Origin of the sequence: Moorena sp. SIOASIH, from assembly GCF_010671925.1 — a bacterium.
Lineage (GTDB): Bacteria > Cyanobacteriota > Cyanobacteriia > Cyanobacteriales > Coleofasciculaceae > Moorena.
In genome coordinates, this window is the sequence record NZ_JAAHIH010000002.1 from 1234585 (window position 1) to 1249788 (window position 15204).

General features: G+C 42.2%; 13 protein-coding genes. 2 read left to right on the plus strand and 11 right to left on the minus strand.

Annotated elements, in window-relative coordinates:
* The first annotated feature begins 33 nt into the window (after nucleotides 1-33).
* A complete protein-coding gene (locus F6J90_RS12945) occupies nucleotides 34-840 on the plus strand; it encodes a hypothetical protein (protein ID WP_293093728.1) in 807 nt (268 codons plus the stop codon).
* A gap of 209 nt (nucleotides 841-1049) precedes the next feature.
* Here the strand turns inward: F6J90_RS12945 and F6J90_RS12950 are convergent, their stop codons facing one another.
* The 4 genes from F6J90_RS12950 to F6J90_RS12965 form a co-directional block, all read right to left on the minus strand.
* Nucleotides 1050-2681, minus strand: a complete 1632-nt coding sequence (locus F6J90_RS12950) for an AAA family ATPase (protein ID WP_293093730.1) — start codon at nucleotides 2679-2681, stop codon at nucleotides 1050-1052.
* A gap of 337 nt (nucleotides 2682-3018) precedes the next feature.
* Entirely contained in the window at nucleotides 3019-4542 is a 1524-nt protein-coding gene (locus F6J90_RS12955) for a hypothetical protein (RefSeq protein WP_293093732.1), read from the minus strand.
* 4 nt (nucleotides 4543-4546) lie between these two features.
* The gene (locus tag F6J90_RS12960) at nucleotides 4547-4879 is read right to left on the minus strand and encodes a hypothetical protein (RefSeq protein ID WP_009149093.1); all 333 of its coding nucleotides are present in this window, start codon (nucleotides 4877-4879) and stop codon (nucleotides 4547-4549) included.
* 124 nt (nucleotides 4880-5003) lie between these two features.
* Nucleotides 5004-6950 carry a type IV secretory system conjugative DNA transfer family protein gene (locus F6J90_RS12965; RefSeq protein WP_293093734.1) on the minus strand — a complete coding sequence of 649 codons (1947 nt, stop codon included), beginning with the start codon at nucleotides 6948-6950 and terminating at the stop codon, nucleotides 5004-5006.
* Nucleotides 6951-7452: 502 nt separating this feature from the next.
* Between F6J90_RS12965 and F6J90_RS12970 the strand changes: the two genes are divergently transcribed.
* The gene (locus tag F6J90_RS12970; protein WP_293093736.1) at nucleotides 7453-7644 is read left to right on the plus strand and encodes a hypothetical protein; all 192 of its coding nucleotides are present in this window, start codon (nucleotides 7453-7455) and stop codon (nucleotides 7642-7644) included.
* A gap of 44 nt (nucleotides 7645-7688) precedes the next feature.
* Here F6J90_RS12970 and F6J90_RS12975 read toward each other — a convergent pair whose 3' ends face one another.
* From F6J90_RS12975 to F6J90_RS13005, 7 genes are all read right to left on the minus strand, one after another.
* The gene (locus tag F6J90_RS12975; protein ID WP_293093738.1) at nucleotides 7689-9074 is read right to left on the minus strand and encodes a hypothetical protein; all 1386 of its coding nucleotides are present in this window, start codon (nucleotides 9072-9074) and stop codon (nucleotides 7689-7691) included.
* Nucleotides 9064-9918, minus strand: coding sequence for a hypothetical protein (locus F6J90_RS12980; protein WP_293093740.1), 855 nt, complete (start codon nucleotides 9916-9918; stop codon nucleotides 9064-9066). Before F6J90_RS12980 ends, F6J90_RS12975 begins: the two co-directional genes overlap by 11 nt.
* Nucleotides 9919-10112: 194 nt before the next feature.
* On the minus strand, nucleotides 10113-11942 hold the full coding sequence (locus F6J90_RS12985) for a TrbI/VirB10 family protein (RefSeq protein WP_293093741.1): 1830 nt from the start codon (nucleotides 11940-11942) through the stop codon (nucleotides 10113-10115).
* A 131-nt stretch (nucleotides 11943-12073) separates the two neighbouring features.
* Nucleotides 12074-12871, minus strand: coding sequence for a hypothetical protein (locus F6J90_RS12990; protein WP_293093743.1), 798 nt, complete (start codon nucleotides 12869-12871; stop codon nucleotides 12074-12076).
* Nucleotides 12872-13870, minus strand: coding sequence for a hypothetical protein (locus F6J90_RS12995; protein WP_293093745.1), 999 nt, complete (start codon nucleotides 13868-13870; stop codon nucleotides 12872-12874). It lies immediately after the preceding gene.
* 7 nt (nucleotides 13871-13877) lie between these two features.
* Nucleotides 13878-14183 (minus strand): hypothetical protein, encoded by a 306-nt coding sequence (locus tag F6J90_RS13000; RefSeq protein ID WP_293093747.1) that lies wholly within the window; start codon nucleotides 14181-14183, stop codon nucleotides 13878-13880.
* Nucleotides 14184-14428: 245 nt separating this feature from the next.
* Nucleotides 14429-15136 carry a hypothetical protein gene (locus tag F6J90_RS13005; protein WP_293093749.1) on the minus strand — a complete coding sequence of 236 codons (708 nt, stop codon included), beginning with the start codon at nucleotides 15134-15136 and terminating at the stop codon, nucleotides 14429-14431.
* Nucleotides 15137-15204: the final 68 nt, after the last annotated feature.

Below are 15204 nucleotides of genomic sequence, written 5' to 3' on the forward strand. Positions count from 1 at the left end.
AATCAAGGGATTTAGAAGAAGGAATTTATGGCTATGACCCACCTAATTGCTCAAACTCATCACACTGATACTCAGATAATTGATGATGACTTTTTGGATTATCCCCACGTAGATCATATCTGTCTTCAATTAGAGGAAGTCACCCTAGGAGCTTATAGCCTTGATAACCAAATTGTTTTTAGCTTACGGCAAATGTCTATACCGATTAGACAGTCTCCAAGACAAGCTCAACAATTTATTGAAGAAAATGGCTATCTAAAAATATGGGTTACTACTCCTTCCCAGAGAAAATTGACTGTTTATCCTCTCAAGAGCTTACTGGCTTATTGGAAATATTTAGTTTCAGACAATCTCATCCCCGCCTACCTGGATAAAAATCAAACAGTTTCCTTAAAGCAACTCATTGAACAATTAGAGAAAGACCCAAATCAACTAATCCAACCAAGGGTAAACTTAATTAACCAAGATTCAGATTGGCTACAAGCAACCCCGACTATGATTACAATTGGTCAATCCCAATTAGAAATATTAAAGACAGAGGATGATCAGGAGTTTCGGGTTAGTTTATCCGCTGCCATGGATGCCATAGGCTCATCGGTTGCTTTACTGGTGGGAATTATTAACTCAAGGAGAAAACTCAAAAAATTGAAAGCAAAAGGGTTTTCTGGTAAGATACTATTCTGTTATACAGAAACTGAAGGAATAATGAAAACTATGAGTTTAGGAGATTGTCTTCAGATTTGGGAATACTTTGCCCTGAAAGGCAATACTAAAGCTGTCTATCTCCTATCGTCTTGCAGCAAACTGGGTATAAATTCTCTGCTGAAATTTAAGTCTTAATCAGCAGTTATTTAAAATCAAGGGAGAAAATACCTTGATTAAACTGGCTGGTAATCGGTAAGGCTTAAGGGGTAATGGGTAATGGTACGGGAGTAATCACAATTACCCATTACCCATTACCCATTACACCGGACTAGATATCATATCAAGTCTGGATGGGGAGATGCTAACGAGTGGTATTAAGGATAATTATCCGGAGATAATATCACTTAAGAACCAACATTTAATCTTTCTCCCCACAAGGTAGTTATTTCCCTAGCAAAAATTGATTTATCTGGTGAAGAGGAAGGCTTACAAACCCCTTCTGCTCGATTTTCCATTGCTAAAACTCTCTCGGTATCTTGAGAATACAAGGGAGTCATTGCTTCTCGCTGCTCTAATAGATTTTCCAATTCAATTTTAAAAGGAGTTCTCTGACCTTGATGGAACACTCGCTGTACGGCTGATTCTACAATGGCACGAATTTCTGCTCCAGTACATTTTCGTGTTGCACTCAATAATCGACGCCATTGTTTTTCTGTTAATGGTCCATTTCCCTCCCGATAACGAGGATCAAATCGGCTAGCATGGAGTTTAAAAATCTCAAACCGCTCAATCTCTTTGGGAAAACCGACATAAAACAGTTTATCAAATCTGCCAGCACGAGTTAATTCTGGAGGCAAAGCATCTAATCGGTTGAGAGTTCCAATTACAAATGTAGGAGTTGTCTTCTCCTGCAACCAGGTTAATAGAATTCCTAGAATTTGTTTGGTGTTATTTGTTTGGGAATCAAAAAACTTGTCCAGTTCATCGAGAAACAAAACACAAGGACTCGCGGCCTCAACTCGACGCAAGAGTCGTTTTAAATGGGTTGGACTACTACCAATTACTAAATCCACTCCCATGCTAATTAAAGGAAATCCTAAGGTTTGAGCGCAGACTTTGGCAGCAAAGGTTTTTCCTGTTCCTGGAGGACCAATCAATAGCCATCCCTTGGGCAATGGAATCCCATAAGCTCTGGCTTGATCAGAAAAATCTTGTTTCACCCATTCCAAGGCTTGTTTCAGTTTATCTAATCCGCCAAATTCCCCAACATCAGGTTTGAGGAATTCTAAACCAAATCCTTTGAGTCTGTGAATTTTGTAATTGATTAATTGCTTGGCTAGCTCTGATTGACATTGGGCTTTATTGACTGCTATATGAAATTGCTTGCGTTCGCCTTTGGCGCGCTCTGAAGAGCGATCGCTTAACAGGCAAGACACTATGGGAGCGTATTTATTTTTTTTCCCCGCCAGTTTGACTGCCATCCGAATTTCTTCCGGGGTCAATCCCCCGATAGACCGAGCTAGTCTATCGTCTAGAGGTGTTTCTTGGTCAGCCAAACCATATTCTACTAAATGAGTTTTTAATAATGCTGTGACTTCCTTGGGTTCTGGGAAAGGAAATTCGGCAGCAGGAATAATTGAGTTTAAAATTCGAGGTAACTCATTCTCCCCCGTATCCAGAAGAATTAGAAACTTATCGCTTGATAGACCAAAGTTGTAGAGAACATTAGACAATGAGGTTCTGATGGTTATGGTTTGCCCACTGTCAGCACTATCGAGTAAAGACGGTAAATCTTCTAAGATAAATAAGGCTTTACCAGAATAGGCTTGGCAAAAATTCAACACTTCAACAACCTGTGAAAATGGCTCACGCTCTTCTAGGACATTAACCATTGAACTTTCTAAGGTTTGAGAATTTCCATGCCACTCAATTTTCTGAAATCCACGACTAGCTAAATTCCAGAGGTAAACTAGGAATACTCCATCCTGGGTAAGACTCTGACAAATCCACCTAAGTACATTGTGTCTTTCAATCAAGGGAATTCCTATAGATACTGCTCTATAGCATTCTAATAATGTCCCAACTTCGGGTATATTCATTCTCAAGCAAACGTTATTCAGTCAAAATTAAACTATAGCATTTTAAAATATGTGAGGTACAAATTTATGGGTTTTAGGGAGCAGGGAGCAGGCAAGAGGAATCCCCCCTAACCCCCCTTACTAAGGGGGGCGGGCAAGAGGCAAGAGGCAAGAAAAATCCCCCCTAACCCCCCTTAGTAAGGGCAAGAGGGAAAAAATTGGTGTACCTCATTAAGATTAAAAATGCTATAGTTCAGGTGGTTTATTGTTGAGGGTTAACAGTTAACAAAAAGCCTTACAAAGATAGCTCCTTTGATTTTTGTTTGAGATTAATGGGTTGCGAGATAGGTGTTTTAGCTGGGGGTTGAAAAGCCTGTCCATTGCTTGAAGCCAGTGCTGTTAGACTGGAATGAGCAAAGGGGTTAGGAGCACCTAGGCTTTGAGATTTTAGAGACTGCACTGATGATCGAGAGGGCTGAACTAGGCGTTGTGGCGCTTGGCTCATTAAGGGTTTTAAGGCTTGCTCAAAGTAGGATAAATCCCGTTGTGTCATCTGGGACATGAATTGTCCTTTCTGCTGTGAAAAGATGGTTCCTCGTCTGTCCTTAGCGGCAATTGTGATATCGCCATTGGGAGTTGCTCTCCAGTTGTAGTTGAGTTTACCTTCAACCTGGACAGTATTTCCTTGTGATTGGGCATACTCGACCAATGTATCTGCAACTGCCTTGACACGACTAAAGTAGTCAGCCTCAGAAGCTCCTAATTGCCGAAATTTTCCCTCAGGTTTCTGTCCCCAATCTAATTGCTTTTTTACCTGTGAAATTTCTTGATATTGCTGTTCATTGAGTTTGGGTTCTCCCTGTACAGTGACCCCTAGAGCACCAGCACGAAACTTCATCAAGTTCTTACCTTTTTTGTCCATCATTGCATAGGAATTATCCTCGCGATGAATCGTATACTCTGCTGATTCATAGGTATCTTGTCCTGGTGAGGCTTGGGAATTGATTAAGCGGACTAAGGTAGCAGCAGCTTCTTTTTGACGGGATGTTTCATGGTAATTAGACACAGCATTTTTGACTTTTTCTACTTTTTCTGAAATCGGTGAAACGACCTTTTCCCACCAACTCGGCTGCTTTGATTTAAGCATTCGGGCTTCAATCAATTCAGATAGAAACTCCGATTGCATAGCTTCTTGTTTTTGTTTTTGAGCCCTACGAAGCATACGCATCTCATTAACCTGGGACTGCAAAAACTGCTTTAGTGGTGTATCCTCTAAAGCCTGCACTGACCGTCGTACTGAATATAATCCACCTCTGGTTTCAGTATTAGCCTTTACGGGTTGGACTTTGGGTTTTAAAGGTTGGTTTTGTGGTTGAATTGGACTAGATACCTTTTGTTGTTGCCCCTGTAGCTGTTGTTCATCAAAAGCGTTAACCTTTACAACACCTTCATCATTGGTTTGTAAAATAACGATTCCATCCAATTCTACTTTTTTATTGGTCACCCCAACCATCTCTCCTACAGATGACTCTTTGGCTAAAGTCAACTGACCAATAATGTCTGAGTTTAAGTCATTGACCAACCTATCTCCATCTTTACCATAGACTACTTGATCACCGTCGGTAATTTTGATTTCAGGCTCTTGATTACTATTGTATACCTGACCATTGAGTTGTTGATTCTGTCGATTTTGTTCTTGCTTTTGCTGCTGCTTTTGCTTAAAGGCTGCCAGTCCACTTGACCATTTGGAAATGACACCTTGGTATTGTCCTTGTAAAGAGGATACATAAGACTCACTGACTATTGTTACTTTTGCCATGGTTTTAAACTCCTAATGCTCCCAACCCTAAGGCTCCAAAAATTGCTGCTCGGTGCTGCAAGTTCTGAGTGCGATCAAGCAAAATATTTTTTCCTCGATAAAACACGCAAAGCTGCCCATCGAAATACCAAGCATTGTAGTCACTGACCTGATCGTTGTGCCTAGGCATTTCATAGGGTATGCCTTTGGACACCACTACGCCAGCTAATAATCCATATTGATCAAAAATCTCAATCACATTAGGAAAATAGTCGATGGGTAATGAGGGTAGATCCGATAAGTTATTTGTTGCCCTATCTAAATCCTCTACAGGATTTATTTTATAGTTAGAAAACATGGCTTCCTCCAATTACACAATTTTCAAGTTATCAGATGGCAACCTGTAACCTGTAACCTGCAACCTGTAACCTGTAACCTGCAACCTTCAACCTGTAACCTGCAACCTCTAAGAGAGTAACTCATTAAAAACTTCCTTCCAGAAGGTCTGGTGAGACATCTTGATCAGATAGACGTGGAGGCCAATGAGAAGTTGCCGTGGATGAGCTAGATCCAGATTTTGGTATTAGTGCTGGGGTAGGGGAAAATGATGCTGGTGCTTGTCTAGCGCCATCTGTTGGCAATGGAAATAATTGCTCTACTAATGCCATTCTCTCCTTAAGTTGACGCACCCTTTGCTGATTAGAAACTCGGTGAGATACTCTCTTCACTTTAATTAAATGGTCTCGAATACTCTCCCATAAATTTTCTGACCACTCCTGCTCTTTAAGATCAGATTCAGGAATTTGAATTTGTTCTAACAAAGGCACATAGCTTTCTTTGGCTCTTTGATAAGCGGGATTGATGATCACTGCTTTACCAGTAGGTAATTTAATAAACTGAGCGGGCTCTAAAAGTGGTCGCTTGTTCTTTTGATCGGATTTAGAGTGAGAACTGCCCCCTGTACCACTACTTTTGGATTTGGATTTGAAATGAATTTGAAACTCTCCTAATAGGTCAGAGAAGGTTTTAGCGGAGTCTGGATCTTGGGGATTAAAGATGAACTTTGTAGCTGTACCTCCTAGAATAGCTCTGGTCAGCTCTTTGCCATACCTATTTTCTAATTGTCCTAAGTTTTGATAGCCTAGAATACCACAAAACCCGTCTTCTCGGTTTTCATTTAACCAGTTTACCAGCTGGGGTAAGTACAAACTTGGTAGCTCATCTAGGGAAACAACTAGAGGGTCTGTTCGAGGTTTAATTCGGGATACGTTCCGGTTAATAACCATATGGAGGATTGTTGCCAATAGTGGTCCGACAATATCCCGGTTATTTCGATCTAACCCAAAGACGATGAGTTGTTTTCCTTCTAAATCTAAAGGTAAGGTGGTTTTTCCGCAAAATGCTCCCATAAAGTCTTTTTTCAAGAATTTTTGGAAGGTTCTCTGAGCAATTCCGATAATCCCGGCTACGGTTTTCTCACTTTCTTTGATGCTAATGATTTGGGATAGGGGTCGAGTTGTCCAAACATTTAATTTCTCCTGGGAAGCAAACTCCAATCGGCTGACTAGGTCAGGCAAACTTAAAATTGCCTGTGCTGTCATTATATCACAATATCGCTGATTTTCTACTAAGGTACCAACTGCCTTTGTTAACAAAAATATTCCTTCGACTAAACTATCACCGGCATCTTCAAAGAACTTATCACCACTGGCTTTTCCGCCAGTTAAATCTGTATTTCGGTTAATGACTTGGGCGATTTGACCGGCTGCGATCGCATCTTCTTCATCTTTAAGTAAATCCAAGGGATTACAGACATCTGACTCCGGAAAACCAGGGGCAAAAATATGTACCTTATAACCTCTTTTTAAAGCATAACCCACGGCTCGTTTTGCTTGCGCTGGATATTTGAAGTCATATATAATTGTAGGGAATCCTTGGTCAAGGGATGAACGAATTAGAGGGTCACAGACTGAAAAGGATTTGCCTGAACCACTGGCTCCAATGGCGGAAATCCCTCGTTGGGCATCGGGAAGATATAAGGACTCGGCAGCAGGCTTAAACCAATTGAAAGCTTCAGGTTTCCGTTGCTTTTTCAATTTCCCCTGCTTGATCCATTCTTGCTCTTGACGCTTCTGAATGTCTTCGGGAGTGCCGACGTAGAGAGCAACGGAGTTTCTGGAAAGATTAGCCATCTGTTCCTGAGCTTTTTTACGAGCAGCTTTTTTCTCCTTTTTACCTCCCCAATAGCCTGTAGCTAATTGACCTTTCTTGCCATCCGGGATTATAGCTAGCAAACCCAAAGCTATCAAACAGCTGGTGATGGTGATTCCCTGATTAGTTTGGGAAAAATCTATAAGATTTTCTTTGGTAAGTTGCTGGTAAATTAATCCCGGAGGTAGACTAATAACGTGATTTGAAGTCTGGTTCATTTTTCTTTGAAAATTGAAAATTGAAGACAACTATAGCGGTTTTCAATTGGGTGAGGTACAGAGTCCTGGGTTTTAGGGAACAGGGAATAGGGAATAGGGAACAGGGAATAGGGAATAGGGGGAAAATCCTGTATACCTCACCAAATTAATAAATGCTATATCGTATTTTCAGGCTAGTTTTGCGTAAGTCCGAGATCTTGCACCATTGTCATTAATCGTAGGGTGGGCAGTGCCTACCAACGCGCTTTGCAAGCTTGATTATCTGTCTGGTGCACTGCCCACCATGAACTACATGAACCAAGCTAATCGTAGGGTGGGCAGTGCCTACCAACGCGCTTTGCAAGCTTGATTATCTGTCTGGTGCACTGCCCACCATGAACTACATGAACCAAGCTAATCGTAGGGTGGGCAGTGCCTACCAACGCGCTTTGCAAGCTTGATTATCTGTCTGGTGCACTGCCCACCATGAACTACATGAACCAAGCTAATCGTAGGGTGGGCAGTGCCTACCAACGCGCTTTGCAAGCTTCATTATCTGTCTGGTGCACTGCCCACCCTACATGAACCAAGCTTATTGAGAATGGTGCAAGATGTGAGTAAGTCCTGTAAGCTGATATACATTCAAATTGGTTATTACCTGTTCCCTGTTCCCTGTTCCCTGTTCCCTTTGAGGAATTTAGGTATACCAATCTAAATGCTGAACAGCTTAACAATTAACAATTTTCAAATTACTAATGACTAAAGTAAGCCTAAAAAGATTGGATCTTTCTCCTGGTAGGACAGAAATGGTACAGGACCGATGAAATAGGGTGTACAACCTAAATCCACAAACATGTTACGGACACAATAGCGGAAAAACAAGGCTGTACCAGCAGAGCCTTCTGTTTCTGATGTATCCCAAACCACTACCTTAAAGGCATCGCCAAAGGGGTGTCTACCAGTGGGTTCCATCCCATCATTTATTTGTCCTAAAAAACCGGAACCTCCCTTAACTTCTTGATATTTACCACTAATCCACTGCTTACCTTTGATACTTGGCTGACCAGCTAATTCGATATGAGCGCATTCACTTTCACAGGGAACTTTAAATCCTTCTTGATCACTACCGGAAATGGTATTTTTGCGTTGAGATTCAGCTATACCAAAGGCGATATCTAAAATACCAATGGCGCTCCCTTGTGCTTGAATCGGATTGGGAAATTGGGAAAATTGTACTTGGGATAAGCCAGGAACTTGAGCGATATTGGTATTCTGCCAATCCTTAAATGCAGCCAGGGGAGCAACATCAATACCAGGTAGGGAATCTAAGGTATAACCCGATAGGTCAAGGGTGTCAAAGGAAAGGTCTCTGAGGTGGGGTGAGAATGCTAAAAAGTTTCCTAAGGTTTCTGTTGGGTCAAAGCTACTGGCCAAATTGATGGATAGTAAACCAAAGACTGGTTGCAGCTGTTCTATAGTATATCTCTCCAAATCAGGGATGGCGTCTACTAAGCTACCTAAGGTTTGGGAGCTCATTAACCCAAAATCTGCTAAGGAAAAATTTCCTAAGTCGAATCCGCTTAGGGACATAATGTTATTCAAGCTAAAATTTTGTAGCTCAAATATCTGCTGAAAGTCTCCTAATTTCATATATTGGTCTGGTGTTTGACCAGCTAACCATGTCCTTGATGGGTCATAACCTACGGCTTGAATCACTTCTGAAGACGCTTGAAAAGAACCCCCTTGAGAAATACCGGGAAAACTTCCGAAGGTGACTTGATTCCAATTTGGTAGTTTAGTTCCCTCCCAAGGGGTGGTTGGCACATAGTCTTTCAGAGGATAACTTGCAGCATTTAATGCTAGCTTGGGTTTTACTTGTGGTTTTACGTGTGGTTTTACTTGTGCTTCTACCTTGGGTTCAATTTTCGTTTCTTTTACTGGTAGTTTACTGTTTTGAACAGGAGTAAGAGTTGCGACTGCTGTTGGCATTCTTAATCCAGAGGCAATAAGAATACCAGAAAGTAAAAAGCAAAGACCTAAGCCAGTGACGAACCAATATAGTATAATAAACCCTTTTCGACGATGCTTATCCATTTGCCACCAAGGTTTATTTTTATGGGATTTTATCTGATGCTTACTGCTCATTATTTTTCTCCTGGATTACGACTTCTTTAGTTAGGACTTCAATGGTGTCTTTCTGTTCATCTCTTTGTGAAATGGCTGTTGGAACAGTTGGACGACGACCCATTTGTTGCAATTTATCGGCCAATTCTAAAGAAATACCGGCTTGAGTGGCTGCATTTGAAATAGTCTGACCGTCTTTGAGAAAAACTACAAAATTATCTAACTTTCTATGGAGTTGTGAACCCTTGACTAAAAGTCCTTGTAAGGTTGCTCGAAAGATCCCCCGCTCTATGGCATCGACGACTATAAAGTCTACGGAAGGAGTAGGTTTATTAAACTCAATGACTACTTCGCTAGGTCGGTCAGCTGGAGTTACTTTAAATAAGTAAATTTGCCTACCCTCAACAGAACGAGTAACTACTGTCAAAAGTGTGCTATTTGTCTTTGGTATACCAGGAATATCAAGTTGTTCAATCCGGCGCAAATGAATTACAGTTGCCTGATTATACTTACAGTTTTTTTTAGCAACTAAGTTATCTAAGCAACCATCGACATCAACAGCAACGAATGAGGGATTATCAATCCAGAGTTTTTCAATAACTTCTCCAGTAGAAATGAAACTGATATTTACCCCATATCCTGGAGCCAATGCTACTGGAATTGGGCTATTTTGAGGCACTGAAGATTGCCCAGAAGAGGTTAGACTTACCCGTTTGACTGCTATAGCTGAATTACCAGGATCTGCCCAAGCTGGCTTAGCTAGAAAAAGGGATAAAGCAAATAGTAAAAAAATCTGAGTTTTGGCTGGGGTAATTTTTAACTCTTGACCTAATTTGATTTCCAAGGCTGAAAAAAAATTAGTCATGGCTACTTACAAGCTCCTAAAATGAAAAATTCAAACGTCAAAATGTAAGTACAGCAGTTTTCAATTGGGTGAGGTACAGATTTCTAGGAGGGGTTAGGGGTGGGTTTCTCTGTCCTGTTCCCTGTTCCCTGTTCCCTGTTCCCTGTTCCCTAAAACCAGGAACTCTGTAGCTCACCAAATTGAAAACCGCTATACTACAATTCAAAGGGTGTGTTGACAAAAACTTGTACCGAACTCCCGGCACCCATATACCACAGTTTGGGCAAATTTTGTAGTCGGCGTGTTGCTGAAGCATTACGCTCGACAATGTCCTGAGCAAGAGGTTTAAACCCTCCCTCAAGCACTGCTCCCCATAGGTTGCGGTCTCGACTAGTGAAGGTGCTAGACTGGCTTGAGCCAAAACCACTGGAGGTGATAATTTGACTCCGTTCAGGTTGATTGAGTACTTCTCCTACTTTGGCAGCAGAACCAAACAAGAAGGCGATCATGTCATTTTTGGCGATATCATCAGAACCCCGATCCCAGACATTCGCCACCATGGGATTACCTTTATTTCCTCTGAGACTAATCACTCCTGGGGGTAACTGATATTCTTGGTCATCGATGATTAATGCGATCGCATCACTATTCACTAGTCCACTGTCATCAACCATGTCACAGAGAAAGACAATTTTGCTACCAGCTTTGAGCAAAACTTGGTTATCTTCATCCACTAGAGGCTCACTCAGACGCACCACAAATCGTTCATCCAAATTTGGTTGTTGAGAATTTCGAGATAGGTTCGACTTTGTCCAAACAATTGGTGTCACTAATTCTCCAGCTGCTTCTTGACCAAAGGAAAATAGCTTCCGTCTGATTGCTCTGCCAGCTAAAATACTGGCTTCTTCTGAGATAGCAACTTGATCAGCAAAAATAACTGGAGATCCATTGAGGGGTTGGGGAGGATTGGGAGAGTTGGAAACTCTCTGTACAGCTGGAATTGAGTATGTATTAGCAATAGTAGAGCGTCCCCTGATCCCATTGTTTCGTTGGGCTACTGGTTGTGTTTGTGGGCTTGGTTCCATCATCGCCACATTTTCCTCTGGCGCTTCTGGAGTATTGACGGAACTCAAACCATAACTTCCCAGTTGGCTCAAAGCCAGCCATTGCTCCATGGGATCTATCTTTGGTGCTGGGGCTGGAGGAGGTGGAGGAGGTGTTGGTGCTTTTGCCACAGGGGGTGGTGTTGGTGCTCTCCGCACTGGTGCTGTCCGCACTGGTGCTGTCCGCACTGGACGGGGTGGGGGAGCTTGACGAATTACTACTGGTTGCTGCACTGGACGCGGTGGTGGCGGAGCTTGACGAATTATCACCGGTTGCCGTACTGGACGGGGTGCTGGACGGGTTGATGCTCTTACCACAGGAGGGGGTGGTGCTGAACGCACTGCTGGCCTAGGACGAGGTGGTAGAGCTGTTTTCGGTGATGGGGGTTCTTCTGAGTTGGCAAGCTCTATGGTTGTTTTTGGTCTTTTTTTCTCTTGAATGGCTTGAATCTGTTTTTGTTGCTTGGCTAGGGCTAATTCAGTCTTCAGTCGTCCGATTTCAGAATCGGTCGCGTTTTCCGATTCCTTCTCAACACTGGTGGGAATCGGACTAACTTTTTCGACCAATTTCTTCTTAGAAGACAAGGAGGTCATCCCTGTAAAAACTAATCCGGCGACTACAGCAATTGACCCAGTTACTGCACCAACGGAAGCACCTTTTGCCCAACCGGATTTTGCGAATTCCGCTTGGGTAACATTTAAGTCTGGATCTAAATCAGCGGTACCATCAGTCGATGCTATTACCCCCTGACTTGTTGGATTTTTTTCTTGGTCATAACTAGTATCAAATTTTAGCAACTCAGCTAAGGATTCTTCTGTCCATGTCGGGGCGGTATTCTCTGCACCATTGTTCTGCTGAATCAGAGTTTTTTTACTCATTTCTTCTTCAGATTTATCTTCGAAGGTTTGGACATCAAAGTCTTTGAGATCTGATAGCTTCATAATTTCTCCCAGTTGCTGTTGTTATTCCAGTTGCTGTAGTCATTAGTCGCACAACACGGATGTATAAACAGGGACGGATGCACGGATTATTGGACTCTTGGACTCAGGACTATTCGACTCATAATTCAGGTTTATTTCGAGTCTAAATCTTTGATACTGACCACCTCCAAACCTTTCTCTCTGGCCTTAGCAATAATTGGAGGTAGACTATCGTCTGCCATGCCTGGTGAATACTTAGGAGGCTCCACTGCCCGTACATGCACTTGTTTGTTGAAGGGAATATAGCTGGGCAAATTATTGGTAGTATCTAGAACGGTTAAGGTGCCAACCAAATCGATTGTCCATTCCCCTTCTTTTATTTTAATAGGTTCTCTGACAAATTGGGGGACAAAAGCAAATTGTGTTTTACCCTTAAATACGTTGGATGGCGTTAAGTCTACTAACTTTAGGAGAAACGGATCACGAAAATCATCGGCTAAGGCAAAGCTAGCTTTCCAGGCTTGAGTAGATATTTTACCTCGACGCCTACCTTTGCCCTGAATTTCTACTCCTGGATCAGATTCTAAGTTAGAAAAGGGAACGCCATCTTTTCCAGGTAATCGCCCTGTCCAAGTAAACAGGTCACTCATGGTTTTAATTGTAAATGCTTTAATTACCTCTGGTGTCCGTTCTTTATTTCCAATGGCTTCTACGGCAGTGGTTTCACCAGTCTTCAATTGCACCAAGGAAGGAGCTGGCTTATTAGCTAGCCTTGCTTGAGCGCCATACAACAGGGCTAGGAAAAACAGAATTAAGGTATTGTAAGCAAAGTTGCTGATTAAGATAATTCCCAGACTATCCGTCACATTGAAACTGGATAACCAAGTACTCTTCTTACCTCTTTGGAGAAATTTTAGCTTATTCTGAGGAGAACTAGTCGTGCTTTCCATTTATTTCAAGCCTCCTAATACAAAAGCACTGAAGGAGTTTAAGCTATTAAAAATAGCTAGACCTCCTCCAGCGGCTAATACTAACGCTAGGATGGGGGCAATTAATCCAGCGACAAAAGCAAAAACTAATGGGTTATAACTCTCAGCATTAACAATTAATGTGGCGACTAAACCAACAATAATGTTGTAGCATATTTTCACTAAACCGATGGAGAAAAAGCTAATTAACCAAGCGTAAATTGCCTTAGCTCCCACAGGTAATAATGTGGCCCCTACCGCTAAGGGACCTAATAGTCCGGTTAGCAACATGGAAACTTCTGCTACCCACTGAAATGCCATCCCAATCGACATTAACCAACCCGTTACTGCGGTTTGTAACGCAAAGCCGACTCGTTCAGTAACATTCAGAGGGTTAAGCAATGAACCAATTTGAGCGAGCAATGCCTGAGATGAGGGTTTTAAGGTTTTAGAAAATTCCTGTGCTTGTTGCTCTGCATTTGTTAAACAATCCACCTGTTGTTGAACATCGACGATAGAATCACATTGAGAAACCAAGGAATCAATAACCGCCTTCGCCCCAATATTTTCTGTCACAATTTGGTAGGATTCTTGCAAAGAAATTCTGGCAGATGCGTTTTGCAGTAGTGAATTAGAGGTATTGTTGATTACACTTCTGAGTCCTTGGGTGCCATTGGCTAACATTGCTCCATCATTCGCTAACAAAACTGCGACTAATAAGGGCCAGATGATCTCAGACCACATAATTGGCTCATCGTATTCTATTAAGGCTTTTGCCCATTGAGTCATGAATAGAACTAAGCTTCCCACGGCAAAAAACACCCCCAGTTTAGCGATCACAGCATACAACCCACCTCCGAGGACTTCACTCCAGAGCTCATTCATGGCTTCTGCGATCGCAATTTGTCCGGTACGACCATTCTGGATAATCTGGGAGGCTCCATTACTAAATTGAGCGATTAAGTTGGGGGTGACTATCATTTAATGATTACCTCTTTACGTGATTAGCGATGGGATGACCAGAGTGGAGACAATGGGGAGAGTGGGTAGATGAGGAATTCACAGAGATCGGCAGACGGAGGAAATCCGGAATATAAGGACAAGCAGACATGGCGATCGCTACACATGGTGATAAACAAACAAGGTAGGAATAGGGACAAGCAGGTAAGCCAGACCAAGGAGACATAGGAGAAATAGTTCTGAGTGAGGAGTAATATAGCGCTACGCGCAAGGCAAGAGGCATGCATGCTAGAGGCAAAGGTGCGCTTGACCCATTAAGAATTAAATTGGCCACGGGTCGCACCTAAAAGTTGACTACAACAAGTTTTGCTGCTTGTATCAATGTCAAACACCTTAATGGGTAGTCCTATAAGTGCTAAGTGCGTGAGTTCAGAATCGATAAATAATTGCAAAATTCTGCGTCCAGATAACTGTTGACGGTCAACGGTTAACGATTAACAATTAACGATCAACAGCTACCTGTAGGGTGGGCAAGGTTTTGCCCACCCTACCCATGGATTCTGTGCGTAAGTCCTGTAACTAAAACAAGCCACTTAACGAGGTGATTCTCAAAGTTTCCATACCAGCGCCCAGTTTTTGGTATTGATCTGCCTGAGTTTGTCCATCCAAAGCACGAGAGATATTGCTTTGGAGCATGTTAGAAATTTCTTGTCGTTGCGCTTCCTCAACGGTAGCGGCTTGCAAGGAGCCGAGTATGGCGGCTTGACGAGCATTCTGAAGAGCGACTTCTTTGATCACATTCTGGGTAACTGTGTGATTTTGAGCTGTTTGTGCTGATTGCTGTACCTGTGAAACAGTATCCTGCATTTGCTGTAGCTCCTGGATTGACTGCTGCTGTCCTTCTTGACTCAGAACACGAGAGGCTGATGCTCTAGCAACTTGCCTTTCTACTTCATTAGCAAGTTTGTCTCCTTCATAAATTGGGTAATCGCTTTTTTGGAGACTTTCCTCAATTGACTCTCTGACCTCTTCCACATCGGGGAGACCTAAAACTCCCATGGAATCTTCCAATGCTGATTTCAAATCGTTGTCTATGGTTTCTGGTAAATTGGTAAATTCATCGAAGAAATTTGTAAAGTAAGACTTAACCTTCTGAAATTCCTCAACAAAGGAGTCAACAAAACTATCCACAATTCCACCAGAAGCATAGGCTGGTTTAGGAGCTGTTGTAATTAGGGTACTAATAATTAACAACTGCATCCAAGTTTTGGTGACATTTTTCGCCATGATTGAACTCCTAGATTGAATAGTTACGAAAAAATGCTGAAGGCTGAAAACTGAAAGCTGAAAGCTAA